This is a genomic window from Pseudomonas sp. S12(2018), assembly GCF_024355235.1.
GTDB classification, from domain to species: domain Bacteria; phylum Pseudomonadota; class Gammaproteobacteria; order Pseudomonadales; family Pseudomonadaceae; genus Aquipseudomonas; species Aquipseudomonas palmensis.
Genome location: NZ_QLAD01000010.1, coordinates 204,636 through 227,106 on the forward strand (window position 1 = coordinate 204,636; position 22,471 = coordinate 227,106).

The 22,471-nt window shown below is 67.8% G+C and carries 19 protein-coding genes; 6 read left to right on the forward strand and 13 right to left on the reverse strand.

The genetic code is table 11. From position 1 onward, the window contains the following. Positions 1 to 96 precede the first annotated feature (96 nt). The 3 genes from dsbG to dsbD are packed head-to-tail and all read right to left on the reverse strand — an operon-like array spanning position 97 to position 3,412. On the reverse strand, positions 97 to 852 hold the full coding sequence (gene dsbG, locus DN388_RS22550; protein ID WP_255002113.1) for a thiol:disulfide interchange protein DsbG: 756 nt from the start codon (positions 850 to 852) through the stop codon (positions 97 to 99). Further along, positions 849 to 1,694 (reverse strand): TlpA disulfide reductase family protein, encoded by an 846-nt coding sequence (locus DN388_RS22555; RefSeq protein ID WP_043862398.1) that lies wholly within the window; start codon positions 1,692 to 1,694, stop codon positions 849 to 851. The genes dsbG and DN388_RS22555 overlap by 4 nt, the downstream gene beginning before the upstream one ends. Continuing rightward, positions 1,694 to 3,412: a protein-disulfide reductase DsbD gene (dsbD, locus tag DN388_RS22560; RefSeq protein ID WP_255002114.1), complete on the reverse strand. Its 1,719-nt coding sequence runs from the start codon at positions 3,410 to 3,412 to the stop codon at positions 1,694 to 1,696. The genes DN388_RS22555 and dsbD overlap by 1 nt, the downstream gene beginning before the upstream one ends. A gap of 175 nt (positions 3,413 to 3,587) precedes the next feature. On the opposite strand from dsbD, the gene DN388_RS22565 reads away from it, so the two are divergent. The 4 genes from DN388_RS22565 (at position 3,588) to DN388_RS22580 (ending at position 7,679) form a co-directional block, all read left to right on the forward strand. Next, positions 3,588 to 4,271, forward strand: coding sequence for a response regulator (locus DN388_RS22565; protein WP_043862400.1), 684 nt, complete (start codon positions 3,588 to 3,590; stop codon positions 4,269 to 4,271). Then, entirely contained in the window at positions 4,268 to 5,599 is a 1,332-nt protein-coding gene (locus tag DN388_RS22570) for an ATP-binding protein (protein ID WP_255002115.1), read from the forward strand. The genes DN388_RS22565 and DN388_RS22570 overlap by 4 nt, the downstream gene beginning before the upstream one ends. 68 nt (positions 5,600 to 5,667) lie before the next feature. Beyond that, positions 5,668 to 6,141 (forward strand): GNAT family N-acetyltransferase, encoded by a 474-nt coding sequence (locus DN388_RS22575; RefSeq protein WP_255002116.1) that lies wholly within the window; start codon positions 5,668 to 5,670, stop codon positions 6,139 to 6,141. A 125-nt stretch (positions 6,142 to 6,266) separates the two neighbouring features. Then, positions 6,267 to 7,679 carry an aspartate aminotransferase family protein gene (locus DN388_RS22580; protein WP_213607239.1) on the forward strand — a complete coding sequence of 471 codons (1,413 nt, stop codon included), beginning with the start codon at positions 6,267 to 6,269 and terminating at the stop codon, positions 7,677 to 7,679. A 15-nt stretch (positions 7,680 to 7,694) separates the two neighbouring features. Here the strand turns inward: DN388_RS22580 and DN388_RS22585 are convergent, their stop codons facing one another. Then, the gene (locus tag DN388_RS22585) at positions 7,695 to 8,567 is read right to left on the reverse strand and encodes a LysR family transcriptional regulator (RefSeq protein WP_255002117.1); all 873 of its coding nucleotides are present in this window, start codon (positions 8,565 to 8,567) and stop codon (positions 7,695 to 7,697) included. A 214-nt stretch (positions 8,568 to 8,781) separates the two neighbouring features. Between DN388_RS22585 and DN388_RS22590 the strand changes: the two genes are divergently transcribed. Beyond that, positions 8,782 to 10,308, forward strand: a complete 1,527-nt coding sequence (locus DN388_RS22590; protein WP_255002118.1) for an MFS transporter — start codon at positions 8,782 to 8,784, stop codon at positions 10,306 to 10,308. 75 nt (positions 10,309 to 10,383) lie between these two features. On the opposite strand, the gene DN388_RS22595 is transcribed toward DN388_RS22590, so the two are convergent. From DN388_RS22595 to DN388_RS22635, 9 genes are all read right to left on the reverse strand, one after another. Further along, positions 10,384 to 11,292 carry a metal ABC transporter solute-binding protein, Zn/Mn family gene (locus DN388_RS22595; RefSeq protein ID WP_255002119.1) on the reverse strand — a complete coding sequence of 303 codons (909 nt, stop codon included), beginning with the start codon at positions 11,290 to 11,292 and terminating at the stop codon, positions 10,384 to 10,386. Next, positions 11,289 to 12,188, reverse strand: a complete 900-nt coding sequence (locus tag DN388_RS22600; protein ID WP_043862407.1) for a metal ABC transporter permease — start codon at positions 12,186 to 12,188, stop codon at positions 11,289 to 11,291. Before DN388_RS22600 ends, DN388_RS22595 begins: the two co-directional genes overlap by 4 nt. Beyond that, positions 12,188 to 12,949, reverse strand: coding sequence for a metal ABC transporter ATP-binding protein (locus tag DN388_RS22605; RefSeq protein ID WP_058542016.1), 762 nt, complete (start codon positions 12,947 to 12,949; stop codon positions 12,188 to 12,190). The genes DN388_RS22600 and DN388_RS22605 overlap by 1 nt, the downstream gene beginning before the upstream one ends. Then, on the reverse strand, positions 12,946 to 13,872 hold the full coding sequence (locus tag DN388_RS22610) for a metal ABC transporter substrate-binding protein (protein ID WP_043862409.1): 927 nt from the start codon (positions 13,870 to 13,872) through the stop codon (positions 12,946 to 12,948). Before DN388_RS22610 ends, DN388_RS22605 begins: the two co-directional genes overlap by 4 nt. Positions 13,873 to 13,907: 35 nt before the next feature. Then, on the reverse strand, positions 13,908 to 14,486 hold the full coding sequence (locus DN388_RS22615) for a DUF6162 family protein (RefSeq protein WP_054915566.1): 579 nt from the start codon (positions 14,484 to 14,486) through the stop codon (positions 13,908 to 13,910). After that, positions 14,483 to 14,821 carry a hypothetical protein gene (locus DN388_RS22620; RefSeq protein ID WP_043862411.1) on the reverse strand — a complete coding sequence of 113 codons (339 nt, stop codon included), beginning with the start codon at positions 14,819 to 14,821 and terminating at the stop codon, positions 14,483 to 14,485. The genes DN388_RS22615 and DN388_RS22620 overlap by 4 nt, the downstream gene beginning before the upstream one ends. Then, positions 14,821 to 15,360 (reverse strand): thiamine pyrophosphate-binding protein, encoded by a 540-nt coding sequence (locus tag DN388_RS22625; protein ID WP_078480229.1) that lies wholly within the window; start codon positions 15,358 to 15,360, stop codon positions 14,821 to 14,823. The genes DN388_RS22620 and DN388_RS22625 overlap by 1 nt, the downstream gene beginning before the upstream one ends. Beyond that, positions 15,357 to 16,556, reverse strand: coding sequence for a PepSY domain-containing protein (locus DN388_RS22630; protein ID WP_058542014.1), 1,200 nt, complete (start codon positions 16,554 to 16,556; stop codon positions 15,357 to 15,359). The genes DN388_RS22625 and DN388_RS22630 overlap by 4 nt, the downstream gene beginning before the upstream one ends. 198 nt (positions 16,557 to 16,754) lie before the next feature. Next, positions 16,755 to 17,717, reverse strand: coding sequence for a siderophore-interacting protein (locus tag DN388_RS22635; protein WP_255002121.1), 963 nt, complete (start codon positions 17,715 to 17,717; stop codon positions 16,755 to 16,757). A 172-nt stretch (positions 17,718 to 17,889) separates the two neighbouring features. Between DN388_RS22635 and DN388_RS22640 the strand changes: the two genes are divergently transcribed. After that, the coding region (locus DN388_RS22640) for a non-ribosomal peptide synthetase (RefSeq protein ID WP_255002123.1) at positions 17,890 to 22,471 on the forward strand (4,582 nt) is incomplete at its 3' end.

A 22,471-nucleotide genomic window follows, 5' to 3' on the forward strand; every position in this document is an offset into this window, starting at 1 on the left:
CAAGGCTGACAACACCGATCCTGCAGGCCATGGCCTGTGGGATTTGCATCGCCAGCCCTGGTGCCCGGCTTCAGATATCTGTTGGCGTGGTGAGTCTCAGCGCTTGCCCAGTATCTTCCCCAACATCTCTGGCCGCGGCGCACCCTGCTGGGTCTGCAACTGCCCCTTGTCATCCAGGTAGAAGATCGCCGGCGTAGCCGACAATCCCAGCTCCTCCATCAGCGCCAGGTTCGCATCCAGCTTGGCCTGCACCTGCGCCGGAATCTTCGCCAGCGGCTTGAGGGTGCTGGCCTTGCCCGCGCTTTCATGGGCCTGCAAGGCCTTCTGCGGGTCGGCGCTGGCCAGCAACGCGGCCGACTTGGCCGGGCTGTCGGCGCGGATGATGCCGACCATGATGTGGCGCAACTGCACCTTGTCCGAGTCCACCCACGGCCGTGCCTGCTGCCAGAACATGTTGCAGTACGGGCAGTTGGGGTCGCTGAACAGGTACACCACCCGCGGTGCATCGGCCTTGCCATCGGCAATCCACGCGGTCTTGTCGAGCTTGGCCCACACCTGCTTGGCCATGGGTGCATACACCAGCTTCTCCAGCGGCGCCTCGCTCAGGTCCTGGCCCTGTTCGTCGAACAGGCTGCCAACCAGCACGTGCTTGCCGTCCGGGGTCAGGTACAGGGCCACGCCACGGTTCTGGAACTGCGCGGCATAGCCTTTCAGGCCATTGGGCGCATCGAAGCTGCCGGTGACCTTGGCGCCCTTGGCCTCGATCTGCTGCACAGCCTTGGGCAATTCTTCGGCGACGGCCAGTTGGGTGGCGAACATGCCCAGGGCGAGGGTAATGGCGGAAACTTTCATGGTGTCGTCCTTGCTGGAACGGTGGGAGCGAGCGCGGTATCGCGGTCGAAGGATTCGAGGGCATGGCGCAGGCTGGCACGGGACAGCTCCCCCAGGTGGCTGCCCACCAGGCGCCCCTCGGCGTCGTAGAACAGGGTGGTGGGCAGCGCCATGGAGCCGACCTGCTGGGCCAGCTGGCCACCGGTATCGAACAGTACATGGGACAGGTTCAGGCCGGTGGTGGCCAGGAAGTTGGTGACGATCTGCGGGGTTTCGCCCTGGTTGACGAACAGGAAGGTCACGTCCGGATAATCATGCTGGGCCTGTTGCAGCACCGGCATCTCGCGCCGGCACGGCGGGCACCAGGTGGCCCACAGGTTGATCACCAACGGCCGGCCGCGGTGGCTGTGCAGCGCCACCGAATGGCCCTGGGCATCGCGCAGGGCCAGGTCCGGCAGTTGCGTGCCCTGTTCGTAGAGGTGGCTGGCCCAGCTGGCCAGCAGCCAGAACAGCGCGCCGCTGAACAGGCCCCAGCCCAGTGGCCGGCGCAGGCTCGCCTGGCGCCAGGCGTACCAGGCCGCCCCCAGCAGCACCGCCACCAGGCCGGCCCAGGGCAAAAAGCCGCCATCGCGGATGTCGATGATCTGCACCGGGTCTTCGGCATACATCGACCAGTAGCGCGCCACGAACCCCAGCCGGGCGCACAGCAGGCCGAGCAGGAACAGGCGAAACAGTGCGGCCTCGGGGTTGTCGCCGCCGCGCCTGGCCACCCGCCAGCCCACCAGCGTGGCCAGGCCCAGGGCGCAGAGCAGCAGCAGGTGGTCGAGGGCGATGGTCAGGGGGCCCAGGTTAACGGTCAGCATCAGCCTTGGCTCCGGGTGGCGGTCCAGTGTTGCAGGAAGGTGGCGGCGTTGACTTCACCGGTGATGCGCCTGGCCCGGCGCTCGTCGCCCTCGGGGCCGATCCACAGCATGCTCGGCGGGCCGGGCACCTGGTAGCGCTGCAGCAGCTGCTGGCTGGCCGGGGCATCGGCGGTCACGTCCAGGCGTACCAGGCGCACGCCTTCCAGCGCGGCGAGCACGTCGGGGCGGGCGAACACCTGTTTTTCCATGACTTTGCACGACACGCACCAGTCGGCGTAGTAATCCAGGAACACCCACTGCCCCTGGGCCTTGGCGGCGTCCAGCTGCGCCTGCAGCTCGGCCGGGGTGCGCACCGTGGTGAAGGCGTCGGCGTGGGGCGCAGCCACGGCATTGCCGGTGCCACCGGCATAGGGTTGCAGGGGCTGCAGCAGGTTGCTCGCGCCACCGGCCGCGCCCACCACCAGCAAGACGCCCCACAGGCCCGCCAGCAGCACGGCCGGTTGCAGGGCGCGCAGGGTGTGGACCGCGGACCAGGCGCCCCAGGCCAGCGCAATCAGCCAGGCCCCGCACAGGCCCAGCCACAGCGCAGGGTCGAGCACCGCGCGCAGGGTGTACAACGCCATGCCCAGGAACACGAAGCCGAACACCGCCTTGACCCGGTTCATCCAGGCCCCCGGACGTGGCAGGTAGCGGTTGCCCACGGTCACCAGCAGCAACAGCGGCAGGCCCATGCCCAGCCCCAGGCTGAACAGCACCAGCGCGCCATGCACGGCATTGCCGCTCTGCGCGATGTACAGCAGCGCGCCGGCCAGCGGGGCGGTCATGCACGGCCCCATCAGCAGGCCCGACAAGGCCCCCAGCAGTACCGCGCCATACAGATTGCCGCCACGGGTGTTGCGGCCTGCGCGCTCCAGGCGGTCGCGCACGAAGGTGGGCAGCTGCAGCTCGAAGGCGCCGAACATCGGCAGGGCCAGCAGCACGAACAGCGCGGCCAGGCTGCCCAGCAGCCAAGGATGCTGCAGCCATGCCTGCAGGCTGGCGCCAAGCAGTGCGGCGACCACGCCCAGGGCGGCATACACCAGCGCCATGCTCAGCACGTAGGCGCCTGCCAGCACCAGCCCGCGGCGGGTGCTGGCGCCGTTGCCCATTACCAGCCCGGCCAGGATCGGCAGCATCGGCAACGAACAGGGGGTAAAGGCCAGCAGCAGTCCCAGGCCGAAGAATGCCAGCAGGCTCCAGGCCAGCGGGTGTTCGCCGAGGCTGCCGGCCAGGGCCTGGTCGCTGGCCTGCTCGGCGCCTGCGGCCTGCCCGCCCAGGTCGACCGGGCTGGTTTGGGGCGGGTAGCACAGCCCCGCGTCGGCACAGCCCTGCCAGCCCATGCGCAACTGGCCGGTGGCGTTGGCCGGTATCAGCAGCTCGAGTTCGCCGCGGTACACCTGGGTTTCGCCGAAGTACTCGTCGCTGTGGGGCAGGGCCGGCGGCAATGGTGGTACCGCCTCGGGGGCCAGGCCATCGAACTTCAGACGCTTCTGGTACAGGTAGTAGCCGTCGCTGATCTGCCAGTGCAGGCGCATCTGCCCCGAGGGCAGGCGCTCGCTGCTGAACACGAAGGCCTTTTCCACGGGCAGGAATTCGCTCTGGGCAAAAGGGTTGTTGAAGGGCTGGGCCTGGCTCAGCGAACTGAACAGCCACAGCAGGGCTAGCAGAAATACGCGCATGTCGACGCCTTGGCAGTGCGATAAGCCCGCAAGACTGACCGGCATGGATTAACCCAGGGTTAACCGATGGGCAGCCGTCGCCTCGCAGGCGACGTGTGCGCCTGGGCGCGGCATAATCCCCGGTTAATCCGCCTGTGGCCCACTGGGCCTTTCTGCCAACGACCGAGCCCGCCCCATGCACGTACTGCTCTGTGAAGACGATGACCTGATCGCCAGCGGCATCATTGCCGGCCTGAGTGCCCAGGGCCTGACCGTCGACCGCGTGGCCAGCGCCAGTGCGGCGCGGGCGATGCTGCAGGCCGCGCATTTCGACGTGATGGTGCTGGACCTGGGGCTGCCCGACGAAGACGGCCTCAAGCTGCTGCAACGCCTGCGCCAGCAGGGCCACAGCCTGCCGGTGCTGATCCTGACCGCGCGCGATGCGGTCACCGACCGGGTCGACGGGCTGCAGGCCGGCGCCGACGACTACCTGCTCAAACCCTTCGATCTGCGCGAGCTGGCCGCGCGCCTGCACACCCTGCTGCGCCGCGTGGCCGGGCGCTGTGTCAACGTCATCGAACACGGCCCGCTGAGCTTCGACCCCTCCAGCTGCGAAGCGCACCTGGCCGGTCAGCCGGTGGACCTGTCGCGCCGCGAACAGGCGCTGCTCCAGGCCCTGCTGCAGAACCGCGGCCGGGTGTTGTCCAGCGAGCAGCTCAAGGACAGCGTCTACGGCTTTGGCGACGAGGTCGAAAGCAATGCCCTGAACGTGCACATCCATCACCTGCGCCGCAAGCTGGGCAACGGCATCGTCGAGACCGTGCGCGGCCTGGGTTATCGCCTGGGGCCGGCCCAGGTGCCGCAGGCGTTGCAACGATGAGCCTGCGCCTGCGCCTGAGCCTGATTCTGGGCACTGCCTTCATCCTGATCTGGGCCCTGGCCGCGACGTGGATGCTGTGCGACCTGCGTCAGCAGATGATGTTCTCCCTCGACCAGCGCCTGGTGGCGTCGGCGCGCATGGTCGCCGGGCTGATCGACCAGTTGCCGCAGCCGCTGACCAGCAAGGGCGAGGGCACGCGCCTGAGCACCGACCAGTTCAGCATCCCCGATGGCATGGCCTGCCAGGTTAGCTCGCTGCGCGGCGAGATCCTGGCGCGCAGCCACAACCATGCCGACCAGACCCTCGACGATCAGCGCAGCGGCTTTCACGACCAGATGATCGATGGCGCACTGTGGCGCAGCTTCACCTATGCACGCGGTGATGTGCGCATCACAACTGCCGACCGGCACCTGGAGCGCGAGGCGCTGAACCGCTCGATCCTGCTGGCGGCCTCGGCCCCTGTGCTGGTGGCGTTGCTGGGTAGCCTCGGGCTGCTGTGGCTGGGGGTGGGCAAGGGCCTGGCGCCGCTCAACCGCATGCGCGACGCGCTGCGCAGGCGCAGCCCCGACTCGCTGGAGCCGTTGCAGGTGCGTGCCCTGCCCAGCGAATTGCAGCCATTGCTCGAAACCCAGAACCAGCTGTTCCAGCGCATCGGCCAGACCATCGAGCGCGAACGGCGCCTGACCGGCGATGCCGCGCATGAGCTGCGCAGCCCGCTGACGGCGATCAAGACCCACCTGCAAGTGGCCCGCATGACCGATGGCAAGGTGCGTGAGCAGGCCCTGGAGCATGCCGAGCAGGGCGCCGATCGCCTGCACCGTACCCTGGAGCAGCTGCTGTTGCTGGCGCGGGTGGAGGGCAGCCTGTCGTTCGATGATGGCGTGCAGTACAGCGCCGAGCAGATCGCCCGCCAGGCCATCCAGGATGCGGGCCTGGGCGACAACCGGCGCATCGTGCTGCAGGCTGCGGCGCCGGCGACCCAGGTGTTTCCCGACATGCCCGCGGCGCTGGCGGTGGCGGCCTTGCGCAACCTGCTGGACAACGCCCTGCGCCACAGCGCCGCCGATGCGCCGGTGGAGCTGCAGGTTCAGGTCGAGGCGAACACCGTGGGCTTTCTGGTACGCGACCATGGGCCGGGCATCGATGCACAGAACCTGCAGCATGTGACCCAGCGTTTCTGGCGCAATGGCCACAGCGAAGGCTGTGGCCTGGGCCTGGCGATCGTGCAGGCGATCGTGCAGCGCTGCGCCTGCTCGCTGACGTTCGACAGCCACGCCGACGGCTTGCGCGTGTTGCTGCAGATGCCGTTGCGTGCACATCAAATGTAACCCCGCCGGCCTCGTCAGGCGCCGGTCGCCCCCGTAAGGTGTGGACCGCACAGCACCAGGGAGCACTCATGGACGAACGGATTCGCATTGCCAGGGCCCGGCCGGCCGAGGCCGCCCTGATCGAGCGGCTGATGCAGCAGAGCATCGCCACCGCAGCCGACCAGGACTATCACGGTGACCTGCAGGTGATCGACGCCTGGTCGCGCAGCAAGCAGCGTGCGCAGATCACCGACTGGCTGGGCGACCCGGCCCTGTACCTGAACCTGGGGCGCTGGCAGGGTCGCCCGGTGGCTACCGCGCTGGCCTTGCGCAGCGGCGAGATCTGCCAGTGCTTCGTGCAGCGCGACTACACCGGGCATGGCATCGGTCGGGCACTGGTGCTGGACCTGGAACACGCCTTGCGCCGCTGGGGCTGTACCCATGCATCGCTGTACAGCACCGCCTCGGCCCAGGATTTTTTCGCACGCCTGGGTTATTCGCCCAGCGGTGAGGCGCTGGGATTTCATGGCCTGCACCTGCAACTGATGCACAAAACCTTCTAGAAGACCGCCCCGCGCGCTAAATCCGCAGGGCGTCGGTGCGTCTTTCAAGCGAGTACACATCCCGACACAACGCTGGCCATCGGCGCGTGGCGGGACCATCCGCTTGCTTGCGAGGGTTACTTCCGATGTCAGTCGCTACCTGCCTTGCCCAGGCACAGCCGGCTTCTTCAGCCGACGAGCCTGGCGAAACGCTTTATCACTTCGAAGATTCGCCGCTGCTGACGCGACAGAAGCAGCAAGAGTCCAATGCACGCAGTTACCCGCGGCGCATTCCGCTGGCGCTCAAGCGTGCCCAGGGGCTTTACGTCGAAGACGTCGAGGGCCGCCAGTTCATCGACTGCCTGGCCGGCGCCGGCACCCTGGCCCTGGGCCACAACCACCCGGTGGTGATCGAGGCGATCCAGCAGGTGCTGGCCGACGGCCTGCCGCTGCATACCCTGGACCTGACCACGCCGGTTAAGGACCAGTTCGTGCAGGACCTGTTCGGCCTGCTGCCACCGGCCTTCAGCGCCCAGGCCCGGATCCAGTTCTGCGGGCCGACCGGCACCGATGCGGTGGAGGCCGCGCTCAAGCTGGTACGCACTGCCACCGGGCGCAGCACGGTGCTGTCGTTCCAGGGCGGCTACCACGGCATGAGCCTGGGCGCGCTGAGCCTGATGGGCAGCCTGGGGCCGAAGAAACCGATGGGCGCGCTGCTGGGCAACGGCGTTCAGTTCCTGCCATACCCCTACGACTACCGCTGCCCGTTCGGGCTGGGCGGCGAGCAGGGCGTGCAGGTCAACCTGCGCTACCTGGAAAACCTGCTGAGCGACCCCGAAGGCGGCGTGCAGTTGCCGGCGGCGGTGATCGTCGAGGTGGTGCAGGGCGAGGGTGGCATGATCCCGGCCGACCTCGACTGGCTGCGCGGCGTGCGGCGCATCACCGAGCAGGCGGGCGTGGCGCTGATCGTCGACGAGATCCAGAGCGGCTTTGCCCGCACCGGCAGGATGTTCGCCTTCGAGCACGCCGGCATCGTGCCGGACGTGGTGGTGCTGTCCAAGGCCATCGGCGGCAGCCTGCCGCTGGCAGTGGTGGTGTACCGCGACTGGCTCGACACATGGCTGCCGGGCGCCCACGCCGGCACCTTCCGTGGCAACCAGATGGCCATGGCTGCAGGCTCGGCGGTGATGCGTTATCTCAAGGAACACGACGTGGCTGCCCACGCCGAGGCCATGGGCGCACGGCTGTGCGAGCACCTGGCGGTGCTGCAGCGCGACTTCCCGCAACTGGGCGACATTCGCGGTCGCGGGCTGATGCTCGGCGTCGAGGTGGTGGACCCGCAAGGGGCCGCCGATGCGCTGGGGCATGCGCCGGGGTTCGGCAAGCTGGCCTCGCTGATCCAGAACGAATGCCTCAAGCGCGGGCTGATCATCGAACTGGGTGGGCGCAACGGTTGCGTGGTGCGCTTTCTGCCGCCGCTGATCATTACCGCCGCGCAGGTGGACGACGTGGCCGAGCGCTTCGCCCGCGCCGTGCCGGCGGCCCTGCAGCGTCTGTAAGGCGCGCGGGTGCGATCAGCCCTGGCCGGTGCGCAGGGCCTCGATGTAGCGCATCACCGCGGGCGCCTTCTCGAAACGCCGATGCAGCACGGTGAGGCACGAGGTGGGTTGGCTGTCGGCGATGCGCCGGTAGCTGACCTGCGGCAGGGTGATGTGTTGCAGCACCGACTCGGGCACCAGCGCCACGCCCTGGCCCAGCGAAACCAGGGTGATGACCGCCACCAGGCTACCCGGCTGCGGCCCCAGGCGCGGCACGAAGCCACCCTGGGCGGCGACGGCCAGGGTGCCGGAGATCTGCTCGGGCAAGATGAAGGTTTCGGTGGCCAGGCGTGCGGCCATGATCTGCGGCAGCTCGTTCAACCGCGAGCTGGCCGGCAGGGCCAGGACAAAGCCTTCTTCGTGCAGGTCCATCGCGACCAGTTCGTCGGGCAGGTCCATCGGCGTGCGCACGTAGGCGATATCCAGCACACCGTCACGCACCAGCGCGGGGGACTCGGCCATGGGTTGCTCGCGGATGTTCAGCACCACCCCCGGGTGCGACTGGCTGAAGCGCGTCACCTGCTGCTGGAGCAGCCCCGAAAAGGCCGCCGAGGCCACATACCCCAACTCGATACGCCCCACGTCACCGCGCCCGGCCCGTTGTGCGCCCAGCTGCGCGGCATCGAACTGGTGCACCGCCTGTTCGGCCTCGGGCAGCAGCGCCTCGCCGGCGGCGGTCAGGCACACCTCGCGCTGGCTGCGCTCGAACAGGCGCACGCCCAGCTGCCTTTCCATGTCCTGGATCTGCCGGCTCAGGGTCGGCGGGGCGATGCCCAGTTGCTCGGCGGCGCGGGTGAAGTGGCCGAGGCGGGCGACGCTGAGAAAATAGCGGAAATGGCGGATTTCCATGGGGTCTCGTTAGCTGCAGGCTAATGACGCAGGCGATCCTGGCTAACAAGGCCAGGCCGTTGCGGCGGTAATGTGTAGTAACACTACAAGATGCGTGACGTGGCGGCAAAGCCGCTGCGCCTATGAGCATCCGGTGGCTACACCGGCCCTGTCGCGGCAGCCTGCTCGGACACCGCGACACTGGCCCCAGATCGCCTTGCACGGGAGCCTTGCAATGTCCTCCGCCCGTTTCACCCTGTTCACGGCTTCGGCCGTGTGCGCCCTGATCATTCTCGACACCAATATCGTCGCCGTCAGCCTGCCGAGCATCGCCCGCGACCTGTCCGGCTCGTTCGCCGACATCGAATGGGTGGTCAGCGCCTACCTGCTGGCCTTCGCCGCGCTGCTGCTGCCCGCCGGCAGCCTGGCCGACCGCTTCGGGCGCCGGCGCATGCTGCAACTGGGCCTGGGCCTGTTCGGCCTCGCCTCGCTGGCCTGCGGCGCGGCGCCCACCCTGGTGTTCCTCGACATCGCACGGGCCGCCAAGGGCGTGGGCGCGGCGTTGCTGCTGACCTCGGCACTGGCTGCCATCGGCCACCGCTTCCACGAGCCCGAGGCGCGCATGCGGGCCTGGGCGTTCTGGGGCGCGTGCATGGGCGCGACCATCACCTTCGCGCCGCTGCTGGGCGGGCTGATCGCCAGCACCCTGGGCTGGCGCTGGATCTTCTACATCAACCTGCCGCTGGTGGCGGTGCTGGCGGTGATGGTGCGGCGCAGTGTCGAGGAGTCCCGCGACAGCGCCGCTGCGCGGCTGGACCCGTTTGGCAGCCTGACCTTCGCCGGCAGCCTGGGCTACCTGATCTGGGCGCTGATCGATGCCAACCAGGTCGGCTGGGGCAGTGCCCAGACCCTGGGGCGCCTGGTGATCGCAGCGTTCCTGTTCGGCCTGTTCATTCTGGTGGAGCGCAACCAGGCGCGGCCGATGATCGACCTGCAACTGATGCGCAGCGCACGCTTCATCGGTGCATTGCTGGGCATGTTCGCCTACGCCGCCTGCGCCCAGGTGATGATGACCCTGCTGCCGCTGTACCTGCAGAACGGCCTGCAACTGTCGGCCCTGGCCGCCGGCGCGGGCATGCTGCCGTTTGCCCTGGCGATGCTGCTGACCCCGCGCCTGGGCATGCGCCTGTCGGCGCGGCTGAGCAGCGCCCATGTGTTCGCCCTGGGCCTGCTGCTGGTGGGCGCGGGCAACCTGCTGTGCGGCGCGGCGGCCAGCTATGGCGGCTACCTGAGCTTCGCCCTGGCCAGCATCGTGCTGGGCGCCGGGGCCGGGCTGCTCAACGGCGACACGCAGAAGAACATCATGGCCTGCGTGCCGCGCGAGCGCACCGGCATGGCCTCGGGCCTGAGCACTACCACGCGCTTTGGCGCGATCGTGCTGGCCATCGGCATTCTGGGCGGCATCCTGGCGGCGCGCAGCGGGCAGTTGCTGCGCGAGGCGGTGGCAGGGGTGGCGCCTGGGCAACTGGACAAGGTCGGCGACATGGCCACCCGGGTTGCCGCCGGTGACCTGCCGGCAGCGCTGGCTATGGTCGACCCGGCACTGCGCGAAACCCTCGCGCCGCTGGCGCAGCACGCCTTCATCGGCGGCTTCGAGACGGTGCTGCAAAGCGCCGGGGTGGCGGCGCTGGTGTTCGCCGTGGTGGTCGGTGTGCTGCTTGGCAGGCCGCTGCCGGTGCCGCAACCGCTGCCGGCGCGCTGATCGTGCGCACGCTGGCGTTCGGCGCAACTGAAAAGCCCCAGGCGTTGCGCACTGGGGCTTTGTTTTTGCCGACCTTCAGGCCTTCGCGGCGAGTGCCTTGATCACTTCATCGATACTGCCCTGCAGTTCGCTCACCGGGTTTTCGCCCCCGCCCTCCAGCACCAGCAGGCGGCTGCCGGCCTTGGCGACTGCCGCAGCTACCGCCTCGCTCGGCTGGCGGTGGTCGAGCACCAGCGCCACGTCGTTGTCCTTGAGCAGGGCGGTCAGTTGTTGCAGTGCCTCGGGGGTCCACTGGTCTTCGGCGGGTACGCTGTAGGCCACCTGCTCCAGGTTCAGCCCGCCGATCAGGTAACCGAAGCGCTCCGACAGGCTTACCACGCTGAGGTTGTCGACTTCGCCCAGGCGCGCTTCGCTGTCGGCACTGAGCTTGAGCAACTGCTGCTTGAGCGTGGCCAGGTTGGCCTCGATTTTCGGCTTGGCGGCCGGCGCCAGGCGCACCAGGTCGGCGGCGGTCACGTCGGCCATGCGCCCCAGGTTGTTGCTCGACAGCCACGGCTGGCTGTTCAGGCCGTCCTTTGGCGCCCCCGGCTGCACCGCAATGCCGGGCAGGCTGCCATCCACCGGGCGTGCGGCATCCACTTCAACGATGCGGATATTGCTGCGCCGCGCCATCGGGTACAGCGGGTCGTCCGCCCATACCGAGCGCAGGCCGATCACCGCATCGGCGTTCACGGCCAGCTTCTGCAGGGCCGGCGCCCCACGCCCGCTGAAGTAGGCGGTCTGGCGCGAGCCGGGCAGGTTGGCCGCGGCGGCGCGTTGCAGCTTCACCTCGCTGCCGTTGAGCAGCAACTGGCCAAGGCCGTAGGTGATGGGCAGGGACGCCAGTACCTGCACCGGGCGCGCGGCTTCGGCGGCCTGTGCGGCAACACTGAAGGCGCCGCTCAGGGCCAGTACCAGGGTCAGTTGGCGAAATGTCGGCTTCATCCGATGTTTCCTTTCAGGCTGGGCAGGGTGCCACGGGCGATGGCGGCCAGGGCGAAGGCCATGCCGGCGACCAGGATGATCGCGGCGCCCGAAGGCAACGGCAGGTCGAACACGATCGGCAGCAGGATGCCGCTCAGGGTGCTGAGGGTGGCGATCACCACCGAGGTCCAGAAAAACCCCTTGAGCGACTGGCTCAGCAGGCGGGCGGCAGCGGCCGGGATCACCAGCAGTGCGCCCACCAGGATCGCGCCGATGACCTTCACCGCGGCCACGGTGATCAGCGTCACCAGCACCACGAACAGGTAGTCCAGGGTCTTCACTGCCACCCCGCGCACTGCCGCCAGCTGCGGGTTGAAGCTGGCCAGCATGATGCGGTTGTACAGCGGCAGGCTCAGGCCCAGCACCAGCGCGCCGACGATGGCCAGCACCAGCAGGTCGTTGCCGTTGACCGTCAGCACCGAGCCGAACAGCACGTTCTCCAGGATGTGCACGTTGATCTTGCCCGCCAGTATCAGCAGCAGGCTTGCGCCCAGCGCCAGCGACACCGACAGGAACACCCCGATCAGGGTGTCCGGGGCCAGCCCGGTGCGGTTGCGCAGGTAGTTGAGCAGCACGCCGAACAGCAGGCAATAGCCGAACAGGCTGCCGTAGGGGCCGGTATAGGGTTCGCCGAGCAGGATGCCGATGGCCACACCGGTCAGGGCCGCGTGGCCCACCGCCTCGGAGAAGAACGCAAAGCGCTTGACCACCACCAGCGTGCCCAGCCCGCCCAGCACCGGCCCGATCAGCAGGCCGGCGAGCAGCGCGTTGACCACGAAGCCATAGGCCAGGGCTTCGGGCAGGTAGCCCGAGGACGCCAGGCCCTGGATCATCAGGCGAAATTCTTCATAGTTCATCAGGCGTGGCTCCCGGTCACCGCAGCGCTGCGCGGGTGGGTGGAAAACAGTTGCAACAGCGCCTCCGGGCGCAGGGCCTGCTCGGGCGGCGCGTCGAACAGGATGCGCCGGTTGAGGCCGGTGACGTGGTCGGCCAGGCGTTTCACCGCCTCCAGGTCGTGTTCGATCCACAGCACGGTGGTGCCGCTGGCGCGCCAGTCCAGCAGCAGTTGTTCGAAGATGCGGATGCCGGCTTCATCCAGCGCCGACATCGGTTCGTCCAGCACCAGCAGTTGCGGCGCCGGAATCAGCCCCTGGGCCAGCAGCACGCGCTGGCGCTCGCCGCCGGAGAGGGCGCCCATGCGCCGCTTGCGCTTGTCCTGCATGCCCACGCGCTCCAGCGCCTGGCCGATGCTCGCTGCGTAGTGGCGCGACAGCCCCAGGAACGCCGGGCGGCGCTGGCACATGGCGGCCATGAAGTCGTCCACGGTCATCGGCAGGCCACGGTCGAATTCCAGGGCCTGCGGCACGTAGCCGATGCAACCGGGGGCGCCGGCCCAGTGCAGGTTCAGGCGGCCGTGGTGGGGCATCTGGCCGAGCAGGGTCTTGATCAGCGAACTCTTTCCGCCGCCGTTGGGCCCCACCAGCGCATGCACGCTGCCAGGGCGCACCTTGAAGCTCACCTGGTCGAGGATGGTGGTGCGGCCCAGGGTCAGGCCCACGGCGTCGAACTCCACGCCGGGGCCCTGGCTGGCAAGGGTGATCGGCTCGATGGCGCTCATGCCCCGGCCTCCTGGATCGCGCGCACCACGGTATCGAGGTTGCTGGTCATCTCCTTTTCGTACTTTTCGGCGCTGTAGTCGCCGTAGGAGATGTGCGACAGCGGGTACAGGCGCACACCGGACTCACGCTGGATGGTGTCCACATAGGTGGACGGGAAGTCGAGCTCCGAGAAGATCACCTTCACGTCCAGGTCGCGCAGCTGGTTGATGGTCTTCTTCAGCTGGCTGGGGCTCGGTTCGATGCCATGGGCGGGCTCGACCACGGCGGTGACTTCCAGGCCGAATTCACGCAGCAGGTAGTCGTAGGCCGCGTGCACGGTGGCCACGCGCAGGTCGGCATTGGGCGCGCTGGTGAGCTTGGCCAGGGCCTCGGCACGCAGCTGGCGCAGGCGCTTGCCATAGGCGCGGGCATTGGCGGTGTAGGCCTTGGCGTTGGCCGGGTCGAGCTTGCCCAGCTCGCGGGCGATGTTGTTGACCTGGGCGATCGAGGCGCTTATCGACAGGAAGGTGTGCGGGTTGACCACCTTGCCCGCGCCGCGTGCGGCGATGCCGGTGGCCGCCAGCAGCGGCACGTTGGCGTTGGCCTCGATGGTGGCCACGCCAGGCTTTTCGCTGGCCTCGATCATGCGGTCGGCAAAATCGTCATGCCCCACGCCGTTGAGCACCACCACGTCCAGCGTGCCGATGCGCTTGATGTCCTCGGCGCGTGGCTCGTAGGCGTGCGGGTTGAAGCCTGCCGGAATCAGCGGCACCACCTCGGCCTTGTCGCCGACGATGTTGGCCACGTAGCTGTAGTAGGGGTGCAGGGTGATGCCGATACGCAGGCGCTTGGCCTCTTCGGCGTGCGCCAGGGGCGCCAGGCACAGGGCGAGCACGCCGGCCAGGATGCGTCGGCGGTTGACCAGAAACGATGAAATAGACATGGGCAGGCGGTCTTCTCTCAGGTGTATCCGTGGGTTCAGTGCCGATGCTGGCGAGTGACCCCGGCATCGAATTGCGCGACGACCTGTTGCCAGCCCGCAGCGCTCAAGGCGGCGTCGCTGAGGTCGTGGGGGGCGGTGAGGTCGGTGCTGCGGTTGAGCCAGATATCGGCCGGGCTGTCGGGCTGTGCGCCCAGGCGCATCAGGAACGAGCCGGCCACTTCGCTGGCCTGGCTGAGCCCCAGGTAGGCGCCGCCTTCGAGCAACTGCCAGGTGTGGCCGCCACGGCTCACGGCGCTGGCGTCGCGGGCGAACGGGGCGTAGCCCTCGGCATCCAGCTCGGCCGGGGTGGGCAGGCGCTGTTCTTCCTGCTGACGCAGCTGGATCTCCTCCAGGGTAACCCGCAGGTCGGCGTACACCCCTTGCTCGCCGGCCGTGAGGTCGCGGCGCGCATCGAACTGATGGGCCGCCACTTCGCTGGTTTCGGTGGTTTCGCCGCGCCAGCTGACCACCGCGCCGGCCACCAGCAGCACCAGGGCGCAGAACAGCAGCACGTACAGCGTTTCATGGCCGGCACCGGCCGGGCGGATGGTCTGGGTCGTGGTCGGGGTGCTCATGGTGCCTCGATGTCGGCCTGGTCGATTTCCACCACATGACCGGGGCCTGCGTCGAACAGCACGTAGAACTCGGCATCGGGGCGCTTGAAGGTGAGCTTGGAGTCTTCGCCCAGCTTGCCGGGCACCAGGATGCTTTCGTCGTAGCCGATCACGTCGAGGGTTACGCCGGGGGCGCCGCTGCCGTCGGAAAAGCCGCCGGTGCACTGGATCTGGCCGCCTTCGATCTGCTTGCATTCGCAGATCGGGTTGTGGGCCAGCGCCAGGTTGCTGAAGGTGGCGAGCGAAGTGAGCAGTGCCGCGCCACCCAGGCGACGCAGCAGGTCAGAAACAGGCATCATTTGCCTCCTTGTTTTTGAAGCCAGGCGACAGTGCTTGGCGAGGCCTTGCTGAGCGGGACCGAACCCTGGTGCATGCTGCCGTCCCAGCCTTCCATGGTCACCCACAGTTCGGCGTCGGGGCTGGTCTTGAGCGGCACCGGCACCGTGGCGCCCATGCGGTAAGGGGAACCGAAGAAGATTCCGCCGGCGGCGCGCAGGCTGCGCGGCTTGCCGATACGCAGGTAGGTGGCCTTGACCTGTGGGATACAGGCTTCGCACAGGCTGGCGTTGAAGCTCTTCATGTAGCCGGCCGGCCCGTCCTGGCGCGGCGCCTCGTTGCGCAGCTCGGCCAGCTTCAGGCTCCAGGGGCCGACCTGGACCTCGCCGATCTCGCGCTCGCCCAGGCCCACGTCGCCGCGAAACAGCGCCGCATCGGCAAAGTACTTGGGCATGAAACCCAGCGGTACCAGCAACAGCAGTATGTTGATGTGAAAACGCCATTTCAGCCAGAACTGGCGCAGGCGCGAAGGCGGTTGTGCAGCAATTGCCTTGCTCATGCCTGGCTCTCCGAAGGGGTAGGGGTGGCAGCGGCGGCGCGCTTGGCGCGTGCCGGTTTTTCGCTGCGCTTGAGGGCGGTGGCCGTGGCGATGGCGGTGCGCTTGGTCCAGATCAGCAGGCCGCTGAGCACCATCATGCTCAGCAGCAGGCCGAACACGAACCAGATCAGCTTGATCCAGATACCGCCGAAATCGCCGGTATGCAACGGGCGCATCGACTCGGTGACGAATTCGAGCTTGCTGCGGTCGGACAGCAGCTCATGGGCCTCGACCACGCCACTGTAGGGGTTGACCGATGCGGTCTGGAACATCAGCGGGTACCAGCTGCGCCCACCCACTTCGGTGTGGCTGTAGGCGTTGCTCGGCAGGCTGATGAAGCTCACGTCCAGCCCCGGGATCTTGTCGATGGCGATCTTTTCGATGGCATCCAGGCTCAGCACCGGGGCCGGCTGGCCGGCGGGCGCGGTGGGCACGTTCTCGCGGGCGATCACCGGCAGCACCTGGTTGCTGGAAATCGAGATCTGGTTGTCGAACAGAATCGCCTGGATCAGGAACCAGGTACCGGTGATCGAGATGACCGCGATGAACCAGATCGACCAGATCCCGCTCAGGCGGTGGAAGTCGCCCCAGAAAATCCGCGCACCGTGCTTCAGGCGCAGGGTCGGCTTGAGAAAGCCCTTCCAGAAGCGCTTGTACACCACCAGCCCGGTGACCAGCGAGGCCAGCATCGGCAGCCCCAGCAGCGACACCAGGTACCAGCCCCAGCTGTAGCCATTGGTGAACGGCACCAGCCACCAGCCGTGCAGGGCGCGGGTAAAGGCCTGGAAGTTGAACTGCGCCGCCTCGCCCTGGACCACCCCGGTGTACGGGTTGACGTAGAGCGTGGTGGAGCGCGAGTCGGGGTAGGTGACGCTGACGGTCAGGGCGAAATGCGATTCGTCCGGGCGCACGATGGTGCTGACATACACCCCCGGCTGCGCGGCCTCGACGGCGGCGCGCACCTGGTCGAAGCCCAGCATCGGCGGGTCGCCGTCGGGTTTGGAGGCGCGGACCTCGGGCTGCGCCAGCCAGACGATTTCCTGGCTGACCACGGCCAGCGTCCCGGTGAAGCAGACGATCAGCACGAAGAACCAGATCGGCAGGGCTAGCCAGCTGTGGACCAGAAACCAGAGTTTTGAACGTGACTTTTTCGACATTGGGCAGGCAACTTCGATTCGGAGTGTGGTGAGCATGAGGTTCCGGAGCACGGGGTGTCTGGGCTCAGGCTCGCTCGAAAGGGTGCAGTGGTAATTGTTAGGACGAATGAGAAGCAGAAATCCTGCACTAAAAAATGCAAGCAAATGTTTCCAAGGCTCCCGGCCTGCCGCCCGGAGCCCTGGAAAACGCCTGCGGTCCTACTCGAACGTGCGGCCGGCGCGCCAGTAGCCCATCAGGGTCAGCGCGTTGCGGTCCAGGCCCTGTTCATTGATCAGAAAGCGCCGGATCTGCATCACCGCAGCCGATTCCCCGGCCACCCAGGCGTAGAAGCTCTGGTGGCTGGCGCTGGCACGTTCCCAGAGGATCTGCTGGTCGATGTCCACCTCCTCGAGGCGCGTGTCGGCGGGCGGGCGTCTGGCGGGCAGGGTGGCCAGCTGGGTCACGGCATGCACCATGGCCTGGCCCTGGATACGCTGTTGCTGGTCGCGTGGCAGCCAGTGCAAGGTGGTGCTGGCATTGCAGCGCAGGGCCAGGCAGTCCTGTTGCAGCGGCACCTCTACATAGGCTTCGACCTGGGGCGGGTCATCTTGCCCGGCGAGGGTTTCGAGAATGCCGGCAATGGCTGGCAAGGCGGTTTCATCGCCCACCAGCAGAATGTTGCGCACCCCAGCGGGCGGGTTCCATTCGTAGCCCCCGGGGTCGCCGGCGAAGTCCAGGTTGGGTGCCAGGATCTGCAGACGGTCGCCCGTGCGGGCGTGGGTGGCCCAGGCCGAGGCGGGGCCGTTGACCCCGTGCAGTACGAAATCGATATCCACCTCGGCCTGTTCGCGGCGCAGGGCACGGATGGTGTAGGTGCGCATGGGCGGGCGGCTGGCCTCGGCCAGGGCGCGGCGGGCTTCGTTCCAGTGCAGGTCGTTGGGCAGTTTGGGCGGGCTGCCGTCGGCGGCGGGGAAGAACAGCTTGACCCGTTGATCGGCAGCCAGGGTGTGCATCCGGGCCACGTCCGGGCCGGTGAACACCAGGCGGCTCAGCGACGGGCTCAGTTGGATGCGTTGCTTGAGGGTGACATCGAACAGGCGGTAGGCGCGCTCGGGCTGTGCGCCGGCCAGCTTGCGCAGGCCGCGCCCGACGGCGCGGGTCAGGGAGGAGGCGGAAGTCATGGCATGCACCTTCTTGCTACGGGTTCCATAGATAGACGGCTAGCGGCACGGCTGATTTAGCCGCGAGCAATGAACGGGGGCCGTGGCGGTGTTTAATTTTTCCTGGGGTGTATCCGTTTCGTAGGGATAACCGGGGCGCTGCCCGCTATCCACCCTGCACGGAAACCATTCGATGAATGCTGAGAAGTCCCTCCAACTGGCCTGTCGTTTCATCGAGCTGGCGCCGGAAAAGCGCAGCCTGTTTCTGCAGGCCCTGAGCAAGGAAGGCCTGGACTTTTCGCAGTTCCCGATTCCTGCCGGGGTCCAGGTGCCGGACCGCCAGGCGTTGTCCTATGCGCAGCAGCGCATGTGGTTTCTGTGGCAGCTGGACCCGCACAGCGGCGCCTACAACCTGCCGGGTGCGGTACGCCTGAACGGCGTGCTGGATGTGGCGGCCCTGGAGCGTGCGTTCAGCCTGCTGGTGGCGCGTCACGAGGTGCTGCGCACGGTGTTCCGCTCGCAGACCGATGGCAGCGTGCAGCAGGTGCCGTTGGAGCATGCGGTGCGCCTGGAGCAACTGGACCTGAGCGCGGTGCCGGCCGCTGCGCGTGAAGCGCGGGTGCAGAACGAGGCGCAGCAGGAGTCGCTGCGTGCATTCGATCTGGCACAGGGCCCGCTGCTGCGCCTGCGCCTGCTCAAGCTGGATGAACAGGCGCACGTGCTGTTGCTGACCTTGCATCACATCGTCGCCGATGGCTGGTCGATGAATATCCTGATCGACGAGTTCGCGCGCAGCTATGACGCCTGTGCCCAAGGCCTTGCGCCGCAGTTCGAGGCGCTGCCGATCCAGTATGCCGACTACGGCCTGTGGCAGCGTCGCTGGCTGGAGGCCGGCGAGCAGGCTCGGCAACTGGCGTACTGGCGTGAAAAACTCGGCGACGAGCATCCGGTGCTGGAACTGCCGCTCGATTGCCCGCGCCCCTCGTCGCCCAGCTTCGACGGCGAGCGCCATTGCCTGACGCTGGACGCAGGGCTGGCCGAGCAGGTGCGTGGCTTTGCCCGGCAACACAACGTGTCGTTGTTCATGGTGCTGCTGGCGGTCTTCAACGTGCTGCTCTATCGCTACACCGGGCAGACCGACGTGCGCTTCGGCAGCCCCGTGGCCAACCGCAATCGCAGCGAGCTGGAAGGCCTGGTCGGCTTCTTCATCAATACCCAGGTGTTGCGCACCCCGCTGGCAGGGCACATGAGTTTTCTCGAGTTGCTGCAGGCTACCCGCGACACAGTGAGCGGCGCGCAGTCGCACCAGGACCTGCCATTCGAGCGCCTGGTCGAAGGGTTGCAACTGGAGCGCAGCCTGAGCCATTCGCCGTTGTTCCAGGTGATGTTCAACCACCAGCCGCACGTGGCCGATGTGTCCGCGCTCAGGCTGGCTGGGGGCCTGCAACTGTCGATGCTCGACTGGCGCAGCCGTACCACCGAGTTCGACCTGAGCCTGGACACCTACGAGCAGGGCGGCCAGTTGCAGGTGGCCTGGACCTATGCCAGCGACCTGTTCAAGGCCGCGACCATCGAGCGCATGGCACGCCACTGGGTGGCCCTGCTGCAGGCCGTGGTCGCCACCCCGACGTGTCGCCTCGACGAACTGGCGTTACTCTCGAGCGAGGAGCGCGAGTGTCTGCTCGAGCAATGGGGGCGTGCACCGCTGACCTGTCCCGACCTGCGCGTGCACCAGCGTTTCGAGGCGCAGGTGGCGCAGCGCCCGCAGGCCCTGGCGCTGATCTTCGAGTCGACGCAACTGAGCTATGCCGAGCTCAACCAGCGTGCCAACCGCCTGGCGCGCCACCTGGTGGCGTGCGGGGTAGGGCCGGAGGTGCCGGTCGGCATCGCGGTGGAGCGCGGCATCGACATGATCGTCGGGCTGCTGGCGGTGCTCAAGGCCGGTGGCGCCTATGTGCCGCTGGACCCGCAGTACCCGCAGGACCGCCTGCTGTGCATGATCGAGGACAGCGCCACGCCGCTGGTGCTGACCCAGACCCCGTTGCTGGCGCGCCTGGGCCTGCCGTGCGGGGTGCGCAGCCTGTGCCTGGACCAGGATGCGGCCTGGCGCCAGCTCGACGCCAGCGACCTGGCCAATACCGCCCATGCGCACAACCTGGCGTATGTGATGTTCACCTCCGGCTCCACCGGGCGCCCCAAGGGGGTGGGCATCAGCCACCTGGCGCTGGCCGGGCATGCGCAGGTCGCGCGTGAGTTCTCCAGGCTCGGGCCGGACGACCGGATCCTGCAGTTTGCCACCTTCAACTTCGATGCCTTCGTCGAGCAGTTCTACCCTGCGCTGATCTGCGGCGCTGCCGTGGTGCTGCGCGGCCAGGAACTCTGGGACAGCGAACGCTACTACCACGAGGTCATCGACAAGCAGGTCAGCGTTTCCGACCTGTCCACCGCCTACTGGAACCTGCTGGCCAAGGACTTTGCCGCCGCTGGCCCACGCGATTACGGCAAGCTCAGGCGCGTGCACATCGGCGGCGAGGCAATGCCACCTGAAGGGGTGGCAGCGTGGCGCCAGGCCGGATTGTCGCAGGTGGCGCTGCTCAACACCTATGGCCCCACCGAGGCCACGGTCTGTGTCACCACCCTCGAATGCGATGATTATGTCAGCGGTGTGCGCAGCACCCCGTTGAGCATGCCGATCGGTCGGGTGCTCGGCGGGCGCAGCCTCCATGTGCTGGATGCAAGCGGCGCACCGACGCCGGTGGGGGTGGTGGGGGAGCTGGTGATCGGCGGCGAGTTGCTCGCCCGTGGCTACTTCAACCGCCCGGGCCTGACGGCCGAGCGTTTCATCCCCGACCCGTTCGCCGCGCAGCCGGGTGGGCGCCTGTACCGCAGTGGCGACCTGGCCCGCTTCAATGCCGAAGGGGTGCTCGAGTACGCCGGGCGTATCGACCATCAGGTCAAGATTCGCGGGTTTCGCATCGAGTTGGGCGAAGTCGAGGCGCGCCTGCTCGAACAACCGGGCATTCGCGAGGCGGTGGTGCTGGCCCAGCCCGCTGCCGACGGCCTGCAGCTGGTTGCCTATGTGGTGCCCGGCGACAGCCGCCAGGCACTGGAGGCGCAGGCCCAGGCGGCGTTGCGCGAAGCGATCGGCGTACACTTGCGCGCGGTGCTGCCCGCCTACATGGTGCCGGCGTACCTGCTGTTTCTTGAACGTTTGCCGCTGAGCCCCAACGGCAAGCTGGACCGCAAGGCCCTGCCACCGGTCGATGCCAGCCAGGCCCAGCACACCTACGTGGCGCCGCAAAGCGCGTTGGAACAACAGGTGGCGGCGATCTGGCAGGACGTGCTCAAGCTGGAGCGGGTAGGGCTGGACGATGCGTTCTTCGAGATCGGCGGGCACTCGTTGCTGGCCACCCAGGTGGTGTCGCGGGTGCGTCAGGTGCTGGGGCTGGAGGTTGCCTTGCGTACCCTTTTCGAGCGCAGCCGGCTGGGCGACTTCGTGGCAGCGCTGGGGGGGCGGCAGGCCGCCGGCGAGCCCCCGTTCACCTGTGTCGAGCGCGGCCGGCCATTGCCGCTGTCGTATGCCCAGGAGCGCCAGTGGTTCCTCTGGCAGCTGGATCCGCAGAGCAGTGCCTATCACCTGCCGGCCGCCCTGCGCCTGCGCGGGGCGCTGGACGTTGCGGCGCTGCAGCGCAGTTTCGACAGCCTGCTGGCGCGGCACGAAAGCCTGCGCACCACATTCGTCGAGGTGCAGGGCGAGCCGCGTCAGCTGATTGCCGAGCAGGCCCGTGTCGATATCGACCTCCAGGTGCTGTATGCAGGGGACGATCCGGCGGCGCAGATCCAGGCTTGTATCGAGGCCCAGAACGGCCGCCTGTTTGCCCTGGACCAGGGGCCGCTGCTGCGGGTCAGGCTGCTGCGGCTGGCGGCGCAAGACCATGTGTTGGTACTGGTTCAGCACCATATCGTTTCCGATGGCTGGTCGATGCAGGTGATGGTCGACGAGCTGATCGCCTTGTATGCGGGCTACAGCCAGGGGCGCGAAGTTCAGTTGCCGGCCCTGCCGATCCAGTACGCCGACTTTGCCCAGTGGCAGCGCCAGTGGATGGAGGCCGGCGAGCGCGAGCGCCAGCTCGATTACTGGTGCCGGCAACTGGGCGGCGAGCAGCCGGTGCTGGAGCTGCCGAGCGATCGACCGCGGCCGGCCACGCGCAGCTTCAAGGGCGCGAAGCTGGATATCGTGCTCGATGCCGCACTGGCCCGTGGCCTGCGCGCGCTTTCCCAGCGCGAAGGAGTGACCCCGTTCATGCTGTTGCTCGCTTCGTTCCAGACCCTGCTGCACCGCTATAGCGGCCAGGCGCAGGTGCGGGTCGGGGTGCCGGTGGCCAGCCGCAACCGTCTTGAAACCGAGCGCCTGATCGGCTTCTTCGTCAATACGCTGGTGCTGGAGGCGAGGATTGGTGCCGATCTGTCGTTCGCCGAACTGCTGCAGCAGGTGCGCCAGACCACCCTGCAGGCCCAGGCCCACCAGGACCTGCCGTTCGAGCAACTGGTGGAAGCCCTGGAACCGGGCCGCAGCCTGTCACACAGCCCGCTGTTCCAGGTGCTGTTCAACCACCACAGCGAAGATGCCGGTGAACTGCGCGCCATCGAGCGACTGCCGGGCCTGGAGGTGGAGCGTCTGGACTGGGACAACCACACTGCACAGTTCGACCTGACGCTGGACACCACGGAAACGGCCGATGGCCTTTCGGCGATTCTGGTCTACGCCACCGACC